The following is a 19,797-nucleotide window of genomic DNA, read 5'->3' as shown; positions in this document are numbered from 1 at the left end:
GCGAGCCACGCGAGTGGCGCCGGGTCGAGCCGCCGGTGTGGACGGAGCGGATGTTGGCGGCCCTGGCAACGGGGTCCACGCGACGCCTGCGGGCGTCCCCTGCGCTGGCCCGGAGTCGATCACCCGAAATGGTGCTCCTGCCGGCGAGCCAATCCCGATGAGGAAACAACCGACTGGAGAGCCGTGTGCGGGAGAACTGCACGCACGGTTCGGAGGGAGGGGAGGCGCAAGCCTTCCCTACCCCTATCAGCGCCAAGGGCCACTGTGGGAGCGGCCTCTGGCCGCGACAGCCAGCGCCGAGCCCCGTGTCGCGGCCAGGATGCCGCTCCCATAGCGCCAAGGGCCGCCGTGGGAGCGGCCTCTGGCCGCGACAGCCAGCGTTGAGGCCCATGTCGCGGCAAGGATGCCGCTCCCACAGCGCCAGGGCCCACCGTGGGAGCGGCCTCTGGCCGCGACAGCCGCGTTCGAGGCCCCGGTCGCGGCAGGGATGCCGCTCCCACAGCGCCAGGGCTCGCTGTGGGAGCGGCCTCTGGCCGCGACAGCCGCGTTCGAGGCCCGTGTCGCGGCAGGGATGCCGCTCTCACAGCGCCAAGGGCCTCTGTGGGAGCGGCCTCTGGCCGCGACAGCCAGCGTCGAGGCCCACGTCGCGGCAGGGATGCCGCTCCCACAGCGTCAGGCGCCACTGTGGGAGCGGCCTCTGGCCGCGACAAACACCACCCCCGCCGGCTCAGCCGCGGGCCTCTGCTATGATCCAAGCAGACCCGAAAGACGCCAGCGTCAAAACATATCAGCCCTTCAACACAGCCCCACGTCCCCTCCCATGACCCTCGCCTTCGAGCTCTACGACCAGATCAACGAAGCGCCCGACGACCGCACCCGCTTTCGTCTGCTCGTGGACGCGATCCGGGCGCTGGAAGAGAGATGGCCGCAACCGGCAGACATCGCCCGCGGTGCAGACGTGCGCGAGTCGGAGCTGCGGCTCCAGAAAGAGATCGAAGTCGTCCGCAAGGAGATGAAGGAAGCAGAGCTGCGGCTACAGGGAGAGATCGAAGGCGTCCGCAAGGAGATCGAAGGCGTCCGCAAGGAGATCGAAGTCGTCCGCAAAGAGATGAAGGAGGTCGAGCTGCGGATCCAAGGCGAGATCGAGCTGGTCCGCAAAGAAATCAAAGAGGTCGAGCTGCGCCTGCAAAAGGAGATCGACCAAGTCCGCGTGGACCTCAAATCCACCGAGGCCAACCTCCGCACCGCCATACACCGCCAGACCATCTGGATCATCGGCGCCATCGGTGCCGTGACTGGTCTCATTCGCCTGCTCGACTGGCTGCTCGCCTAGCAAACGGCTGAGCACCGGTCTCGCAGAGCCCAATCCGGCGCCCCGCGCCCCCGAACCACCGGGACCAACCGAGCCTCACAGAGTCAAAAATCCCCATATCCCAGAAGCGTAGGGTGGACAAGCGAAGCGTAGTTCACCCCGTCTTCCACGGAGTGGGCGGCTCTGCAAGCGGCATCGAGACCGGCCAATTAAGGTAACCGTCACCATAATTCGGCGACGTGCGCCCGGACCGCCGGGACCAAGGTTGACGCACGAAATAAGGTTACCGTCCCCGTAATGTCGCTCAGCCGCCGGCTGGGTGTAAAGCCCACCTTACAGCGCATCCTCCGGCACCAGCGCCGCCGAGACCGGGCTGCACAGGATCGGCCCGCGGTAACCGGCCGCCGCCAGAGACGGCAGCCGGCCCACAGGGTCCATGCGCAGATGCGTCACCACCAGCGCCGCCATGGGCGCCATGGCAAAGCCGATCTCCAACTGCTCCGCCCAGGCGCCGTCCGGCCCGGCTTCGGCACCCTGAAGCAGCCCGCAGTCGACGAGCGCAGCGCGGCCGACATCCAGCGTCAGCTGATGGCAGGAGCCGGTGACGCGCCCGACGCCGACGTGGTGGTGGTTGTGCATGGGTGCTCCCCGCCTGATCCCGCGGCGCTCTCGGGCCTTGGCCTGCAAGATCGTAGGCGGGGTTGCAGCCAATTCTCCGTCAGCAGGCCCGGGACGCGCGCAAGCTCGGCGAGGTTGTCCGTCACGGCGACCGCACCCAACGCGATACCCTGCGCGGCGATCCAGAAATCACTGGCGCCGATCGGGGTGCCGAGGCGCTCCAGATGGGCTCGGATCTCCGCGTCCGTTCGGCTGACCCGGCCATCCAGTGGCGCCACTTCCATCCTCTCGACCAGTTTCGCCAGGCGAGCCGCGTTGTGCTCCCGATAAGCACGCTTTTCGACCGGAGGATGGACAAACGAAGCCTAGGGCGGACAAACCAAGCGTAGCGCGGACAAACGAAGCGCAGGGCGGACAAACGAAGCGTAGCGTGGACAAACGCAGCGTAGGGTGGACAAGCGAAGCGCAGTCCACCCCGTCTTCCAAGGAGTGGCCGGCGCTGCAAGCGGCATCCATACCGACCAATTAAGGTTACCGTCCCCATAATTGACGATCTGCGCCTCCGGCACCAATCTGGCAACGACTCGGCCTCGGCGCATGCTGGCGACCGTCTCGCCCGCTTCGACGGCGGCGAGCAATCCGGAGAGCTTTGCCTTGGCTTCCGCCAGCTACACGTGGCGCATGTGGGCACCCTGAAGTATGACTATGCGGTCAGAACAGAGCGGCGTCTCACGGAAAACAGGCCGTGTCAGGATTGCGGCCCGGCATACACGCTAACCTGTGCGAGGACCGGGACCAGCATCAGGCCGCCGTTTTCGCGGTGCCTGCGCAACGAGCGTCCCTGGGCGCTCGGTGCCCGATGCCTATCATCGCGGACGCAGTCGTCTTTCTGAAGGGTTCACGAACAACGTCAACACTTGTAGGGCGGACAAGCAAAGCGCATCCGCCGGCGCCAATGCTTTCCAGTGCCAGCGCCAGCAGCGCCGCCGAGGCCGCGCTGCACAGGATCGGCCCGCGGAACCCGGCCGCCGGCAGATACGGCAGCCGACCGACATGGTCAATGTGCACATGGGTCACCACCAGCGCCGCGATGGGCGCCACGGCAAAGCCCATCTCCAACTGCTCCGCCCAGGCGCCGTCCGGCCCGGCTTCGGCACCCAGAAACAGCCCGCAGTCGACGAGCACAGCGCGCCCGTCATCCAGCGTCAGCTGCTGGCAGGAGCCGGTGACGCCGTCGACGGCGCCGCGGTGGAAAATCTGCCTGGTCTCAATGCCACTTTCGCTCACAGCGTCAGACAGCGGCAGGGTCACCCGCAATGACCCCAAAAGCGTACACCGCAGCCCGAGCACAACGCCGAAGCCCATACAACGCAGGCCCGCAGCCCGTACAGCGGACAAGCGAAGCGCACGGTGAACAAGCAAAACGCAGCGAGGACAAGCGAGCGAGGCCGGACAAGCGAAGCGAGGACGGACAAGCAAAGCGCAGGCCGGACAAGCGAGCGTAGGGTGGACAAGCGAAGCGCAGTCCACCCCGTCTTCCACGGAGCGGCCAGCTCTACAAGAGGCATCCATACCGACCAATTAAGGTAACCGTCCCCATAATTCAGCGAGCCCAACACTGTAAAAAATCCCGACACCCCCCGCCGCCGCCCACGCATCGCCACCAGCGCAAGCACATACAAGCCGGTGATCAAATCCAACAGGTCCCGCTGCGCAGCTCAGCCGCTGCACGACGTATCTGCTTTGAAGAGTTAAAGTTCGGCGCCCACCGTGGGAGCGGCCTCCGGCCGCGACGGCCAGCGTCAAGGCCCACGTCGCGGCAAGGATGCCGCTCCCACAGCGCCGGGGCCCACCGTGGTAGCACCATCCCTGCCGCGACTTCAGCACCAACAGAGGCGATCCCGGCCGGCCTTGATCCTGATGCCGACCAGACTTGTAGCCGGGACGGAGCAGTCAACGACCGTTACAGCAGGACAGGCGCCAGTCCAGCGCTCCACCGTCCGGGATCACCTGAGCCCAACCCTGTAAAAAATCCTGACACCCCAGCCAAAGCCCTACCGGCACCGCCAGCGCCCCGCCGGCCATTGGGAGCAGCGGCATCCCTGCCGCGACAAACGCCAGCCCCAACCCCGCGGCCGGCTGTCGCCGCCATGCTCCCCCCAAACCACCAGCCCACCAAAGCCCCCAACAACCCCACACGCTTGCCTTCAACCTAACAACGGCAGCTGAACGGCCCCCAGGATGCATCCCGCAGGCCTGATCCCAAACCGGCCAGCAAGCCACAACCAGGCACAATAGCCAACCGATTCCAACGCGTTGTCACGCAGCAGGGCGCCGCACGGGCCTGCCAGGGCGCCCGTAGCGGCCCGCAGCCGCAAGCTGAGCCGTCACCCGGCAGGAATACTCAATTCGCGCAGACACTTGTAGCAGCAACAAAGCGGTCAGACGCCGCTTCTAGGCTCAAGCGTGAACGCCATCCGCGCCCCGGAGCGCGCCCCGGAGGAGGGCTGCCCGAACCGAACACATGGCCCGCGCCACGGACGCGCGCAGGCCGCAGCCGCCGCGGCCACAGGACATCGACCAGCGCCGCGGGCCCCCAAAGTCCACCGCGCCCCACCTCCGCACCGCCATGCACCGCCAGACCCTGTGCATCATCGCCGCCACCAGCGCCGGCACCGGCCGCAGCCGCCTGCTCGACGGGCAGGGCGCCGCAAAAGCCAGCCGAGGGCCGCCGAAGCCCGAATCACACCAAGGGTGCCAGCCCCGACGGCACTCGGCCGCTTGCGCCGACCGCTCCCGCTGCGCCGCCGCCGCCACCCGATACCCGAGCACCGCGGTCCCCAGCTGCACGGCCCAGCGGCAATGCTCCTACCGCTCAGGCGCCGCCCAGCCCCGGGCGCCGCTGGTGGCAGCTGCGCCCGGCGCACGGCGACCAGGGGCTTTTCCCGATACCCGGGATGGCGGCGCCCGCACCGCGTGCTCACGCCAGGTGTAAAATTCAGCTTACAGCGGCTCCGCCCGGCGAACCGTTGGCGGACCCAGGCGGATCGCAGTCACGATGGTCGCCCAATCCGCCGACAGGTTACGGACGAAGCGCTTCGCTGTTCGGCAGGCGGTGCGCTCCTGGGCGGCGAGAACGTGGTCTGGCCCGGGTTGCCCCAAGCGTGCGGTGCTGGGGTCGGGCGGGTCCCGCTGCCAGGGTTGAGTAGCGCGGCGCGAGCGGTCCCCTGAGCCGATTAGTCCCTTACCTCCAAAATCCTCGACAAACCGGTGAAGAGTTCAAAGCGCCGCCCTAACCAGGCTGGGCTGCACGAAGTACTCGCGCATCACCAGTGCGGTGATGACGACGCGGCGGCCGAGCTTGGTGAAGAAGTACTTGTAGGTGTGGGCGACCTTCTTGATCAGGCCGTGGGTGCGCAGGCGCTTGATCAGGTAGGAAGCGCGGGCGGGCGTGAGCCCTGCGATGTGGGCGCGCAGGTCGCCGGCGCGGAAGCCGGAGATGGACCACTCGCCGCGGGCGAGGGTGAGGAACAGGCGGTAGTCGGGGTCAAGGAACAGGTCGAAACCGCGGTAGGAGCGGCCCTTGATCTTGACCGGTGCGGCCATTTTCGCCAGCGCCTTCTGCGCCGCGTCGGGGTTGTCGAGACAGGCCATGAAGGCGAGGTAGCGCTCGTTGGCGGCGTGCATGAGCTGGCGCAGATCGCCGAGGCTGTAGATCGATTTACGCAGTGGAGCGAGCTTGAAGACACGCTCGCCGTTGCGCTGTTCCACGTGGCGGTGGTGCTTGAAGAAGGAGACATCGTTGGCGGTGCACTCCACACGCGCGATGATGCCGGCTTTATCGTAGAGCTTGAGGCTGGCAGGGCCCATGTGGTGGCGGATGCGGGTGCCCTGGATGCGGGTGGAGAAGTCGTTGCCGACCTCGCCTTGGAAGTTGGCATTGAGTTTGTGGCCGAGGAAGGTGGCGACCTGCTCGGCCTTGACCACATGCACGGCGGTGCGCACGATCGCCTCGTACAACGGTTGGAAGGTCGCCTGGCGACGGAACACCACATCAGTGGCGTACTCGACCTGCATGAAGCTCCAGTGCACGCCGTTGCGGAAGTGGCGCACGACGGGGCAGTAGCGCCGTGCCCAGGCATCGAGGTGGCGATGCAGCGCGGTGGCATCGAGGCTGTCCGCCAAGCGCTGGGCCTCGGCGGGATCGGCAAGGTGCAGGAAGGCGTTGTCGGCGGTGTCGAACGCGATGCCGGCCTGCGTCAGTTGCCGCGCCAGCCAACCGTGGCCGTTGAAGTAGACCTGCAGGCGAAACGGCGCCCAAGTCGGCACCCGCACGTAGCACAGGCCGAACTGCGCGTCGATGAAGTAGAAGTAGTAGTGCAGGCACTTGCCGCTGATCGGCTTGAAGAAGGTCTTGCCACTCGCCTTGTCATGCCAGGGACGATAGGAGGAGCAGGCCTCCATGGCGGAGAAGATGTGCACCAGCCCGGGGTGGTCGCCGCGCTCGGCGAGGATCTGCTGGACCCGATCCTCCTTGCGAAACGCCTTGAGCTTGCGGATGAATTCGATCTCAAGCCCAGCCTCGGCAGCCAGACGATCGGCGTTCGCGCGGATCTCATCGCGCAGCGGCTCGGCCCAGTGCGCATAGTCGAACAGGCGGATGCCGCGCCCACCGAGGTAGCCCGCCATCGCCCGGGCGTGGCAGATGTCCGGCAGGGTGCCTGTGATCACGACCCGGTCGAAGCACGAGAGCACGCAGCCGATCTCGTCCCGGTGTTGCTCGACGAAGGGGTTCATCGCTCGACTCCGTTGCTGAGGTGCTTACCCCGAACGATAGTCGATCCGCCCTGTTTGGTTCCGGCTTCGCCGGGTTAGGGTTACCGTCCCCAGATTTGGGATGCCGCTCGCGCGATGCCGAGCGCCCTCTTCCAAGCAAGGGCTCGCGTTGGCCTTCCACGTTCGTGTAAAGTCCTGGCACGAGGCGCCCGGAGTTGCCCTTTGATGCCGTAAATGATGAAAAAGAGCGGTTTATGGGGCTTGCGTGTCGATCTGACCCGGTTCTTTACGAGCCAGGCTCTGATACCGCCGACGACTCGGCTCACCGAGCGACAGGAGACTGTCAGTTTTTTTTACAGAGTTCGATCTTCGCTGGATGCCCGGAAGCCGGCATGGTCGTAAGATACTGTTTCAAAGGCTCAAGCAATTTGTGGCATTAGTTTTGCTTTGTGGGGCAGTAATGATTGAGTGTTGGGCACTCCAGGATAGAGCGAGGGGCTCCCTCGTAACCTGCTCGCGACCTCCGGGCAATCCGGCAAGGTCCTCCGGCAGCAGCGCCAGGCCCGGCTCGAACCTACTTTGAAACGCAGAGCAGCAAAGCAGAGTCATAACAACTCGTTCGCCGACCCTACCTCGGCGCCCGGCAAATCTTGGGAGTAATGTGATGCAAACGCGGAAATCGTTTCGGCCGGCGGCGCGGACGGCCAGCTCACTCATCGGCTTGATGGTAGCGCTGGGCAGCAGCAACGCTTTAGCAATCGCTATGGATGGCAGTGATCCGCCGAACGGGGTGTACTCTTTCAATGAAAGTGGAAATTGGGAAGACGACACCGCTCCGGTACCCGGGCAGTCCTACGAGACTCTGTCCTTCAGGATAAATACCCCCCCTGGCACGGGCGATTTTACCTTCGCGGGTGATCAGCTCACTGTGAATGGTGGGCTGTTCGTCTTCAAGGGTTCCGGCATCGTTACGGTCAACAGTGTTGGCGGCTCTGACGGTTTGGTGTTGAGCGATGGTGCCACAGTAGTTGGTGGACAATCAGGGCTACGATCAACTCTCAGCGGCTTGGTCACCTTGGAGCAAACCAGTACCATAAACGCTGCCGACCCGGGTCGCGGCATCGATTTCAATTCCAGCATCACTGGAAGTGGTGGGATGACGCTTGTTTCCACTGCCGGAGACTCTGGGGAGATCGTCCTACTCAACCCCAACAACGATTATTCCGGGGCCACGACGCTTCAGACTACCCCCAACGCCGGCGGCGACAGGGGTGTGATACTCCGCGCTGGCGCGCCCGGCGCTCTCTCTCCCAACAGCGACATTATCGTGACCGCGGGCAGTACCGTCGAGTTGGACGGTAACGACAATACCATCGCCGGCTTAGCCGGCGACGGCACGGTGGAAAACGCCAGCGCTACTGCCGCCGAGCTGACAATTCAAGGTGGCACCAACAATAGCTTCTCTGGCTCCCTGCAAGACGGCACTGGCGGTGGCGCCCTGTCGGTACGCAAAACCGAAGACACCCGCCAAATCTTCTCCGGCACCGGCTTCAGTTACACCGGCGGCACGACAATCGAAGACGGCCAACTCCGCCTCGCCGCTGGCGCCAGCCTCGGCGCCGGCGCTGTCACCATCACCGGTGACGGCTCCGGCACGGTGGAGCTGGACAACACGGACATCAATTATGCCGTCACGCTGGAGGGCCGCGGCTCCGACACCGCACATATCGACAACATCGCCGGCAACAACACAGTCAGCGGACCGCTCACACTCCAAGAGACGGCAGATAGCAACGACCCGGCCATCTTCACCATCGATTCTTCCGGCGGCGACCTAGACGTCTCCAGCGACCTAGCCTTCACCGGCACTGAAGCCTCAATCCTCAACCTCGGCGGCGCCAGCACGGGCACGGTCACGGGCAACATCAATCTCGCCGGCGGCGGCAGCAATGCCCTGGAGAAAGAAGACGGCGGTACCTGGACGCTTGCTGGCACCACCAACACGGACACGGTGACCGTGAACGCGGGCCAGCTGAACATCGCCGACACCCTGACCACGTCGGGTGATGTCACCGTCACCAGCGGCGGTACGCTGCAGCAGCAGGCCGGCAGCCAGTTCGACCGCGCCGATCAGGGCGGTAAATTCATTGTCGACGGCAGCCTCGACCTCAACGGCAACGACGCGTCCATCAGCGCCCTCGACGGCGCGAGCACCGGTGTCGTCGACAACACAGGCCCCGCCGCCGTCACCCTCACCCTGGGTAACAGCACGCCGACCGCGGGCAGTTTCGCCGGCACAATTCAAGATACCGGCACCGGAGCCTCGGTCAACATCGTCAAGGACGGCAGCAACACCCAAACCTTCAGCGGGGCCAACACCTACACCGGCTCCACAGAGGTTCAAGCCGGTGCGCTGAACATCCAGAACGACGATGCACTGGGCACCACAGACGGCGACACCACCGTCAGCGGCAGCGGTCGCGTGCAGCTTGAGGGAGGCATCACCGTCGGCGAAGCCTTCGACCTGATCGCCCGCAGCAACATGGGCGTGCACCTTGAGAATGTGTCCAACAGCAACACCATCAGCGGCGCCGTGACGCTCGAGGACGACTCGGGATCAACCACGGACGACAACTACACCATCTCCTCGACCAGCGGCATGCTGGATCTCGACGGCGGCATTACCTCGTCGCTGGCCACTGGCAACCGCATCCTCGACCTCGGCGGCAGCGGCGACGGCACGGTTGCAGCGCTCACCTTCGACGAAGTCGGCAACCAGCTCGTCAAAAGCGGCGACGGCACCTGGACGGTGTCCGACGCAACCATGACCGACGGCACCATCACCTCCGAGCAGGGCGTGCTGGCCCTCGCTGGCGACGCCAGCAATTTGGACGGCAGCATGGTGTACGAGGTCCTCAGCGACGCCGAGCTGGACGTAACCGGGATTACCTCGCCCACAACCGGCACCCTGGACCTGGACTCCGGCCAGCAGCTCAAGGGCAACGGCCTGGTCGACGGTAACGTTGTCGCAGCCTCTGGCTCGGAGCTGACACCGGACGATTTCGGCACGGTCGGCGAGCTTGAGATCAGCGGGGACCTTAATCTCGACGGTACGCTCCAAATCGACATCGCCGGCACCATGATCGACAAGCTGATCGTTGGCGTTGGCAGCGATCTCGACATCAGCGACGCCTTCGTGGAGTTCAGTCTTGCCGGCCGCCTGAATCGAGACGTTGCCGCTTATGTCTTTGCGCAGTACGGAACCCTGTCGGGCTCACCACTGGGCGTGGATGACTTCACTGCACCAGACGCGCTGACGACGTTCTATGACCTCGACTATGACTTCGGGAACAACGGCCAAATCGCCTGGGTCCGCAATGATGTCCCAGCACCAGCGCCGCTGGCATTGATCGGCATCGGTGCACTCCTATGGGGCGGTCTACAGCTCCGCGCCAAGCGCCGAGCAGCCTAAAACCCGCAAGCCGCAACTAGCTCAGGCAATGCCCACAAGCCCCCGCCCGCGGGGGCTTGTCATGTCCGGGGCGGTGAGCCGCAGCAGCGCCGGCGGTACCCATGTCGGCAGAGCCGGCCTTACTCACAACGCCGACCACCCCGCCCGCTGACTGTGTAGTCAGGCCATCTCAGCCTGTGACACCATCGGGGCTGGAAGCTCTGACTACGCAGCGCCCGCCCGCGCATGAACGGCGTTCCGATCAAGCCCCGGCTGCGCAGACCTCACCAGCAGCACATGGTCTGGCTCATAATCCAGACCCGTCAGCCCAAGCTAACCAACCTAGATCCGCTATTGGAGCCACAAAGAGCACGACGGGGCTCAGCAGCATGCACAAGTGCGCATCGCCACCTGCCCGGTGAGTGGGCTTTGGCCATAAGTCCGACCACGCGGATAGGCGCAGGGTGTAGGGTGGACAAGCGAAGCGCAGTCCACCATATTCCGCGCTGCTCGGTGGACTTCGCTATCGCTCGTCCACCCTACTGACCGTGCTTACGATCAAGGCCCCGTGCGTAGCCAGGGCGTCCAGCCCTGGTGCCGTCAGGTCAGCATGGCCTCACTACGCAGACGACCGCTGCTGTGGTTGCAGTGATGCTCGAGGCCGGTGAGTGAGCCCCAGCAAAGCCAGCCCCTACCTGTCTCTCGTTCGTCACGCCCTGCTTCATGGGCGCCATGACTGACCCCAACTTCAGGAGGCCGCGCGGGCGCGCCGACCACCGCAAACGCGAACCGCGACCTGACAGAGACCGACAAAGCAGTCCCGTCCCCCTCCACCAGTCCCCGCAACCGGGGCAAGCCCGGAGCCAGCCGACCCCAGCCTCGCCACGCCCAGGCGCCGGCACACACCCGTACATCCGCTTCAGCGCCCGACCCTCCAGACGCGCAGCGCCCGCATGCCTGAGCAGGCGAGCGCCAGCCCGCTCCCGCGGCGCGAGCGAGCGACAAGCTTGAGCCGATCCTGCCGCCCAAGTCACTCCACGCGATGGGCGCACCGGGCGCCGGTACTTTGCCCGCAGCGTACACGCAAAGCTCAACTGTGACGGCCAGCACAAGCCGCCGCATAGGATGTACCGACCAGATAAACTAGGCATTCTCCCCAGATAAAACCTGGGTCACGCTTCTAGCATCTGGTGAGATCTCCGCTTATCCGCTTGTGAATCCCGTCTCGGCCGACGCTAGGGGATCTTCCGATCCTTTGCGCGTAGGGGCGCCAACAGCAGTGGCGCGCCACGGCAAGACGAACGCGGGAGTAGAGGCATGAACGCACAGCAGCACCACGGACTTCGAGCAATTTCGGCAATCGTACTGGCAATGGTGTTCACCGGCGTCGCCGGTGTGCCCCAGGGACCGGTACAACAGCATACGCCCGGCCTCGGCGCCAAGCACCAAGTGCTGCAAGAGGCGGTGCAGGCAGAGGGAACCGCCCGGGTGCTGGTGCGTTTTGCGGTGGACGCCGCGACCTCCCCGGCGCCCGAGCGCGCCCCTCGGGGCCAGATGGCGGGCGGCGCGCCGAGCACCAAGGGCCAGCAACTGGCCGAGCGCAAGCGCGCGGTAGCGCAGGCGCATCAGCGTTTCGTGCAGCGGCACAACCTCGCGCCCGGGCAGGCCAAGGGCTTCTCCTTCGTGCCCTATGCGGCCGTCGAGGTCGACGCGGCACTGCTCGCAGAGCTGGCGGCCTCGCCGGACGTGCTCGACATCACGCCGGACGACTTCAATGAGCTCTCGCTGGCCTCCACACGATCAGTCATCGGTGCCGACGTCGCCCAAGCCTCCGGCTGGGACGGCACCGGCTACGACGTCGCGATTCTCGACACCGGGGTCGACTCCGACCACCCCATGTTGCAAGACAACATCGTGCCCGACACCGCGGCCTGCTACTCCAACGCCATCTACGCCTACGACGTCTCGCTCTGCCCGAGCGGCTTCAATCAGTGCCGGGACAGCAACGGCAGCCCGATCTCCGAATCGGCCTGCGGTGACGGCGCTGCGGAAGCTTGCGATTCCAAGTGCGGCCACGGCAGCCACGTCGCCGGCATCGCCGCCGGCAACGGCAGCGAGGTCGGCGTCGCACCCGGCGCCGGCATCATCCCCGTCAACGTCTTCATCGGCCGCGATATGGACGGCAACGGCAGCGTCGACTTGGTCGGTGCCTATGACTCGGACATCATCCGCGGCCTGGAGCACGTCCTGCGCCTCGCGCAGACCCGGGACATCGCCGCGGTCAACATGAGCCTGGGCGGCGGCATCTACAGCACCACCGCCCAGTGCGACAGCTGGGAATCCGCGACCAAAGCGGTGGTCGATGACCTCCGCGCCCTCGGCGTCGCCACCGTGGTGGCAGCCGGCAACAACGGCAGCTCCGAAGGGCTCTCCTCACCCGGCTGCATCTCCAGCGTCATCAGCGTCGGCTCCACCAACGACAGCGACAGCATCTCCAGCTTCTCCAACGAAACACCGGCCATGACCCTGCATGCGCCTGGTGAGAGCGTGAAATCCGCCTATCTAAAGGGCGAGATGAAGTGGATGAACGGGACCTCGATGGCCGCACCGCACGTGGCGGGCGCCGCAGCCGTTCTCCGGCAGAAAGCGGGCTTTGAGGGCGTCGATCTCAGCGTCGATCACATCATCGCCGCGCTGCAGCAGACCGGTGCCGCAATGTATGGCGGCGCCTACCGTGTGCCACGGATCGATCTCGCAGCGGCCGCGGACGCGGTTGATGCGACACCGCCGATCACAGTCATCGTTGATGACCAGCTGCATAACGGGGCAGTCACGGTCGTCGATGGCGAGCTGAGCGTCAAGAACGACCCGGACGGCTATGGCGGCCAAGCCCTACAGGGAGACACCGCAGCAGCCCCGAATGTTGTCCGCTTCAGCCCCGACTTGCCCACCGCCGGCTTTTATACCGTCTCCGCCACTTGGCCGGTGCTCTCCGGCAATGGCTCGGCGATCGACGCGACCGTCAGTCATTCAGGCGGGGTGGATACCTTCGTCCTCAATCAGACGACCGGCTCCGCCCGTTGGCAAGCACTTGGAACCTTCTTCTTCGAGGCTGGCCAAGGCGCCTACGTCGATCTCTCTGATGCATCCGGCGGCCGCCTTGTCGCGGATGCCGTGCGCTTCGAGCACGACGGCGCCGGCTTGGCCATCGCAACGCAGCAACTTCCGGTTGCCGTGCTCGGCCAAGACTACAGCACGGTTCTGGCTGCCTCGGGCGGCCTCCCGCCGTACAGCTGGTCCATCGTTGACGGCTCCCTGCCGGCGGGCTTGAGTCTGGACGCCGCACGCGGCGAGATCGCCGGGGCTGCAGCCGAATCTGGCAACTTCCTCGTCACCGTCGCTGTGGCCGATGCGCAGGGCACAGTTGCGACACAAGCGCTGACCATGGCCGTAGAAGCACCGGTCTCCATCAGTGGCGCGATCACTGCGGACTCCGCGCTGGCTAACCTCAACATGGTCGCCTCAGACGGCGCGAATTGTGCCGTAGCAGATGACAACGGCTCCTACAGCTGCACGGTGCCGCAAGGGTGGAGCGGTAATGTCTGGCCGAGCGCGACGGGCTATAGCTTCGAGCCAGCGTCCCGGAGCTATACGGATGTGCAGGCGGACCTTGTCGCAGAAGACTACGCAGCCATCGCCATGGACGACACCGTGTGGATCGAGGACGCGGACCCGGCGAGCATGAGGCTGTACTCCGAGTATGGTTGGGGCTGGTCGGAGAGTGGTCTGGTATCGCCGTACTCGGGCAACCGGGCAGTGTATTCGCCGGTGAACAGCGGGGAGCACCGTCATGCGGCGAACGGCGCGTCAGCGGCGGAGAGTTTGACCGTCGAGGCGGGTGATCGGCTGTATGTCTACGTCTGGCTGGATCCGGAGAACATGCCGCGGTCGCTGATGCTGACCTTCCAGGACGACAGCGGTCTCGCGAGTAGCGGCGATCATCGTCCGTACTGGGGTGAAGATCTGATTTTGCATAGACTTGGTGGTGAGGTAGGGACCGCCGCACGGCTGCCGATGGGCGATCTGCCTTCGGCGGGTGGCTGGGTGCGGCTGGAAGTGCCGGCGGCCGATCTGAACCTGGAAGGCGAGACGTTGATCAGCTACGGCGTCTACGCCTACGGCGGTCGGTTGGCCTTCGATCAGCTCGGGAAGAGCAGTGTGCCGGTCGAGCCGGTGACCGGCTACAGCATCAGCGGGCAAGTCACCAGCGGTGGTGTCGGTCTGTCCGGTATCGAGATGGCCAGTGCCGATGGTGCCGTCTGCACCGCCACGGACGCGAACGGCGACTACAGCTGCGAGGTCACCCAGGGCTGGAGCGGCAGCATCGCGCCGACGGCCTCGGGTTACAGCGTCGAGCCGGCGCAGCGCACGTTCGCCGACGTGCAATCGGACGTGACCGCGCAGGACTTCACGGCGACTGCGGTAGCATCGCAAGACACCGTGTGGATCGAGGACGCGGACCCGGCGAGCATGAGGCTGTACTCCGAGTATGGTTGGGGCTGGTCGGAGAGTGGTCTGGTATCGCCGTACTCGGGCAACCGGGCAGTGTATTCGCCGGTGAACAGCGGGGAGCACCGTCATGCGGCGAACGGCGCGTCAGCGGCGGAGAGTTTGACCGTCGAGGCGGGTGATCGGCTGTATGTCTACGTCTGGCTGGATCCGGAGAACATGCCGCGGTCGCTGATGCTGACCTTCCAGGACGACAGCGGTCTCGCGAGTAGCGGCGATCATCGTCCGTACTGGGGTGAAGATCTGATTTTGCATAGACTTGGTGGTGAGGTAGGGACCGCCGCACGGCTGCCGATGGGCGATCTGCCTTCGGCGGGTGGCTGGGTGCGGCTGGAAGTGCCGGCGGCCGATCTGAACCTGGAAGGCGAGACGTTGATCAGCTACGGCGTCTACGCCTACGGCGGTCGGTTGGCCTTCGATCAGCTCGGGAAGAGCAACCAGCCATAAGGACAGATCGGTTTGTTGGTCAGGCTGTTCTGGTATCGGATGGAAGCGGAAGCGGGAGGCATGGTCTCCCGCTTTTTCTGTCTACGGGCACCTCAACTGACGCAGTGCCTCAAGGATTGGGCTGGCGGGCGAGGCCCAGGAGGCCGCTGAACGCGTAGCATACGCCCACAATCTCGCTTGCTACCGCCCGACGCGAACACTGCGACGACCGCCGTACCGGTGGCGCTGCGGTCAAGGTCGATCCCAGCCCGGCCACCAACCCGGCGGAAATGGTTACAATATGCGGCCAAGCGGGGCCAAGCCGACGCCAGCCCGCGCGACGGCCCGACGATTTTCTAAGCCTTCCAGCTTGCAACGCCCGGAGGGCGCGGCGTCGGGCTAGTGCGGGGAACGGCCCTCGGGCTGTGCGCGACCAGCGAAGGGATGCATGCGGCCCCGGCTCACTCTGCCATTGATCAAAATCTCTTTGATGTCCGCTGATCACGATACCCCGGCGCTCCCGGTGACCATCTACACCCCGGAGAGCCGGCTGCAACACCCTGCCCGGATGCTGCGGGAGATGCTCGCGGACCTGCATACCGGACGCGAGTTGGCCTGGCGGCTTGCGGTGCGCGACATCAGCGCGCAGTATCGCCAAACAGCGCTTGGCATCCTCTGGGCCTTCATCCTGCCCCTGGCCAATACGCTCACCTGGATCTTTCTGAACAGTTCCGGCGTTGTCGCCATGGCGGAAACCGCCTTGCCTTTCCCGGTGTATGTGTTCACCGGCACCATGCTCTGGGCCATTTTCATGGACGCCGTCAACGCGCCGTTGCAGACCACCATTGCCGCGAAGTCGCTGCTGACCAAGCTCAACTTTCCGCGTGAGGCGCTACTCGTGTCCGGGGTATATCAGACTTTGTTCAACGCTGGTATCAAGGTCGCGCTGCTGCTCGCCGTGCTGCCCCTGATGGGAATCGAGCTCGGCTGGAGCCTGTTGCTGTTTCCTGTCGCCCTGCTGTCGCTAGTGCTCTTCGGCACCGCCTTCGGCCTCGTGCTCACCCCAATCGGTGTGCTCTACACCGACATTGGCAAGGGCCTGCCCTTGCTGATGCAGTTCCTGATGTACCTCACCCCGGTGGTCTTCGCCATGCCCAAGGAAGGCGTGGCCGCGGTGGTCTTCATGCTCAACCCAGTGTCGCCGATCCTCCTCACCGCGCGCGACTGGCTCACGGCCATGCCCGCTGACTATCTCGCAGGGTTCCTGATTGCGAACCTGCTCGCCCTGTTGTTGCTGGCGGCGGTCTTGATCGTCTATCGCCTGGCAATGCCGATTCTCATCGAGCGCATGAGCGCCTGACCCCATGGCCGAAGATACACTGATCCAGGTCGAGGGCGTTTCCAAGAAGTTCTGTCGTGGCCTGAAGCGCTCCCTCTGGTATGGCGTACAAGATCTGGGCAACGAACTGCGGGGAAGAGCACACGCCCACCTGGACGAGTTGCGGCCCGAGGAGTTCTGGGCGCTGCGGGACATCAATTTCGAGGTCAAGCGGGGCGAATGCATCGGGCTGCTTGGCCGCAACGGCGCGGGAAAGAGCACCCTGCTCAAGGTGCTGACCGGTCTGATCAAGCCCGATGCCGGCCGCGCCCTTACCCGCGGCCGTGTCGGAGCGCTAATCGAGCTGGGTGGAGGCTTCAACCCGATCCTGTCGGGACGCGAAAATATCTATATCGGCGGCTCGGTGCTCGGTTTCTCGCAGGCCGAGATCCAGAAGAAGTTCGATGAAATCGTGGCCTTTTCGGAGCTTGAGGACTTCATCGACATGCCCGTACAGAACTACAGCTCCGGCATGAAGGTGCGGCTGGGATTCTCCGTGGCCGTGAACCTGGAGCCGGACGTCCTGTTCCTGGACGAGGTGCTGGCGGTGGGTGATGCGGGGTTCCGCATCAAGTCCTACAACAAGATGTCGGAGTTGCTGTCGCGCTGTGCGGTCGTTTTCGTCAGTCATTCGATGACGGTGGTCGCCCGCGTGTGCAGTAGCGTCGCTCTGCTGAAAAACGGTCATGTCGTGTATTTGGGAAACGATGTGGCCTCTGGTATCGAGCAGTATTTGGATATGTTCGATAGTGGGCCGATGATGATCGAGTTTAACGAGAAGGCACAGCTGCATAATATCCGAGTTGGCTGCGACCGCGGAGGAGATCATGAGGATGACGTTCCTAGCTTTCGCTACCAGGATGATTTATACATAGAGATGGACGCAACTGTAGACGCAGGTCACTCGGCTTTTTATGTGGCATTCTCTATTGTCGATAAGGATATGAAGCCGGTCGCGCAGTATGCGTCGAACAACTTCGAGCAAGAATTCCGAAATACAGGTGAGTCGATGCGTATACGCATCAATGTTCCCCAATGTCTACTAACGAATGGCGAGTATTCTCTAAACATTGCATTGGCGGAGCCCTTTGATCGGGATGTCGGTGGAAACGAGCTCTCCCAGACTTTAGCCCTCTACAAGAACTGCGCAAGATTCAAGGTCCAGGGCTTTCGGGGCACGCAGTGGGCGCCGTTTCATCTACCATGTCGTGTTGAGATCGATTCGCATAACGCTAACTAGGCGCATGCTTGTCATGCGGTGTGCCAGGTTTTGGGCTGAAGTTCTTGAGTTATACGGCTTTGCGACCACACCGCGATGCCATTCGTTTGCGCGTTTGCTCCTACTGATCCAGCGAGCAGCTACAGCGGTCTAGATAACCTTTAGTATCTGGGTGCAAATTGGTGAAAGCCGTAATCCTCGCCGGTGGCCTCGGCACACGCATCTCCGAGGAGACACACCTAAAGCCCAAGCCCATGATCGAGATCGGCGGCAAGCCGATCCTCTGGCATATCATGAAGCTCTACTCCGCCCACGGCGTGCAAGACTTCGTAATCTGCTGCGGGTACAAGGGTTACGTCATCAAGGAGTATTTTGCGAACTACTTCCTGCACATGTCGGACGTCACCTTCGACATGTCCAACAATCGCATGGAAGTGCACCAGCACAAGGCAGAGCCCTGGCGGGTGACGTTGGTGGATACGGGTGAGGACACGCTGACCGGGGGCCGGCTCCAGCGCGTCGCGGACTACGTAAGGCACGACGATGCCTTTTGTTTCACCTACGGCGATGGCGTCAGCGATGTCGACATTCGCGCACTGATCGCTTTCCATCGAGAGCACGGCCGTTGGGCCACGGTGACCGCCGTGCAGCCCCCGGGTCGCTACGGCGCGCTGGCGCGCCAAGGCGACCAGGTGACCGGTTTTGTCGAGAAGCCGCGCGGTGACGGCGGCCTGATCAACGGCGGCTTCTTCGTGCTGTCCCCAAGATGCTTGGACCTCATCGACGGCGACAACAGCTCCTGGGAGGGCCGCCCCCTGGCACAGCTCACCGAGATGGGGCAGATGATGGCCTACGAGCATCAGGGCTTCTGGCAGCCGATGGACACCCTGCGCGACAAGAACCATCTCGAGTCCCTGTGGGATAACGGCCAGGCCCCCTGGAAGGTCTGGGTCTGATGGAGCCCGTCGCAGCGCGCGCGGATCCGGCGCCGTCCTTCTGGGCGGGCCGGCGTGTGCTGGTCACAGGGCACACGGGGTTCAAGGGCGGCTGGCTCGCCATCTGGCTGCATCGGATGGGGGCGCGCGTGACCGGTTTTAGCCTGGCCCCCGTCTCCCAGCCCAACCTTTACCACTTGGCCGGCGTCGGCGAGCTGACCGCAAGCCACCTTGCGGATGTCCGCGATGCCCAAGCCCTGCAGGGCATCGTGGCCGAGGCCGACCCTGAGGTCGTCTTTCACCTGGCGGCCCAACCATTGGTGCGCGCCAGCTACCGCGATCCGCTCGGCACCTTCGCAAGCAATGTCCAGGGCACGGCGAGCCTGCTCGATGCGCTGCGTCCGCTGAGCGCGCTGCGTGCCGTGGTTGCGATCACCACCGATAAGGTGTATCGCAACCTGGAGCAGGCGTTCCCGTATCGCGAGACCGACGCCCTCGGTGGGCACGACCCCTACAGTGCCAGCAAGGCGGCCGCCGAGATGGTCATCGCCAGCTATCGCGATGCCTTCCTGGCCGGGCAGGGCGTTGCCGTAGCATCCGCCCGCGCCGGCAATGTCATCGGCGGCGGCGACTGGAGCGAAGACCGGCTCATCCCCGACGCGGTCCGCGCCTGGGAGGGGCAGCAATCGCTAGACGTGCGTCGCCCCATGGCCATCCGCCCCTGGCAACACGTCCTGGAGCCCCTCTGTGCCTATCTCGTCCTAGCGGAGCGCCTGTGGGACTCACCGAAAGCCTTCGCTGGCGCCTATAATTTCGGCCCCCAGACCCATGAGGCCGCGACCGTGCGCGAAGTCATCACCCTGGCCCGCGAGAGCTACGGCAAGGGGGATGTCAACTGGGGCGACGGCAGCGACGGGCCGCACGAGGCCGGCTGGCTGGCCTTGGAGGTCGCGAAGGCGCGGCATCGGCTCGGCATCGCACCGCGTTGGTCGCTCGGCACCAGTGTCGAGCGCACCATGCGCTGGTACCGGCGCCAGGCACAGGGCGAATCGGCCGCCGCGCTCTGTGCGGAGGACCTTGACGCCTACTTGGGCGTGCAACCGACCTAAGGCC

Annotated in this window: 10 protein-coding genes; 7 read left to right on the top strand and 3 right to left on the bottom strand. The window is 64.6% G+C overall.

The window, feature by feature from the left end; all coding sequences use genetic code 11:
- Positions 1–820: 820 nt before the first annotated feature.
- Entirely contained in the window at positions 821–1,333 is a 513-nt protein-coding gene (locus tag CKO31_RS14620; protein ID WP_200238845.1) for a DUF1640 domain-containing protein, read from the top strand.
- A 312-nt stretch (positions 1,334–1,645) separates the two neighbouring features.
- On the opposite strand, the gene CKO31_RS14615 is transcribed toward CKO31_RS14620, so the two are convergent.
- From CKO31_RS14615 to CKO31_RS14605, 3 genes are all read right to left on the bottom strand, one after another.
- Positions 1,646–1,951, bottom strand: a complete 306-nt coding sequence (locus CKO31_RS14615) for an MBL fold metallo-hydrolase (protein WP_200238843.1) — start codon at positions 1,949–1,951, stop codon at positions 1,646–1,648.
- A 780-nt stretch (positions 1,952–2,731) separates the two neighbouring features.
- Positions 2,732–3,241 (bottom strand): MBL fold metallo-hydrolase, encoded by a 510-nt coding sequence (locus CKO31_RS14610; protein WP_322789148.1) that lies wholly within the window; start codon positions 3,239–3,241, stop codon positions 2,732–2,734.
- Positions 3,242–5,209: 1,968 nt separating this feature from the next.
- A complete protein-coding gene (locus tag CKO31_RS14605) occupies positions 5,210–6,727 on the bottom strand; it encodes a helix-turn-helix domain-containing protein (RefSeq protein ID WP_200238839.1) in 1,518 nt (505 codons plus the stop codon).
- A 643-nt stretch (positions 6,728–7,370) separates the two neighbouring features.
- Between CKO31_RS14605 and CKO31_RS14600 the strand changes: the two genes are divergently transcribed.
- The 6 genes from CKO31_RS14600 to rfbG all read left to right on the top strand — a co-directional run bounded on the left by CKO31_RS14600 (position 7,371) and on the right by rfbG (position 19,793).
- Entirely contained in the window at positions 7,371–10,178 is a 2,808-nt protein-coding gene (locus CKO31_RS14600) for a beta strand repeat-containing protein (RefSeq protein WP_200238836.1), read from the top strand.
- A gap of 1,296 nt (positions 10,179–11,474) precedes the next feature.
- A complete protein-coding gene (locus tag CKO31_RS14595; protein ID WP_200238833.1) occupies positions 11,475–15,173 on the top strand; it encodes a S8 family serine peptidase in 3,699 nt (1,232 codons plus the stop codon).
- 427 nt (positions 15,174–15,600) lie between these two features.
- Positions 15,601–16,512 carry an ABC transporter permease gene (locus CKO31_RS14590; protein WP_242475387.1) on the top strand — a complete coding sequence of 304 codons (912 nt, stop codon included), beginning with the start codon at positions 15,601–15,603 and terminating at the stop codon, positions 16,510–16,512.
- Positions 16,513–16,516: 4 nt separating this feature from the next.
- Positions 16,517–17,770 carry an ABC transporter ATP-binding protein gene (locus CKO31_RS14585; RefSeq protein WP_200238830.1) on the top strand — a complete coding sequence of 418 codons (1,254 nt, stop codon included), beginning with the start codon at positions 16,517–16,519 and terminating at the stop codon, positions 17,768–17,770.
- A 161-nt stretch (positions 17,771–17,931) separates the two neighbouring features.
- A complete protein-coding gene (gene rfbF, locus CKO31_RS14580; RefSeq protein WP_200238828.1) occupies positions 17,932–18,705 on the top strand; it encodes a glucose-1-phosphate cytidylyltransferase in 774 nt (257 codons plus the stop codon).
- Positions 18,705–19,793: a CDP-glucose 4,6-dehydratase gene (gene rfbG / locus CKO31_RS14575; protein ID WP_200238825.1), complete on the top strand. Its 1,089-nt coding sequence runs from the start codon at positions 18,705–18,707 to the stop codon at positions 19,791–19,793. The genes rfbF and rfbG overlap by 1 nt, the downstream gene beginning before the upstream one ends.
- The last annotated feature ends 4 nt before the right edge of the window (positions 19,794–19,797 follow it).

It is taken from the genome of Thiohalocapsa halophila (assembly GCF_016583825.1).
Classification (GTDB): Bacteria; Pseudomonadota; Gammaproteobacteria; order Chromatiales; family Chromatiaceae; genus Thiohalocapsa; species Thiohalocapsa halophila.
The sequence above is the reverse complement of the archived record's forward strand: the minus strand, read 5'-3'. Positions and strand labels throughout refer to the sequence as shown.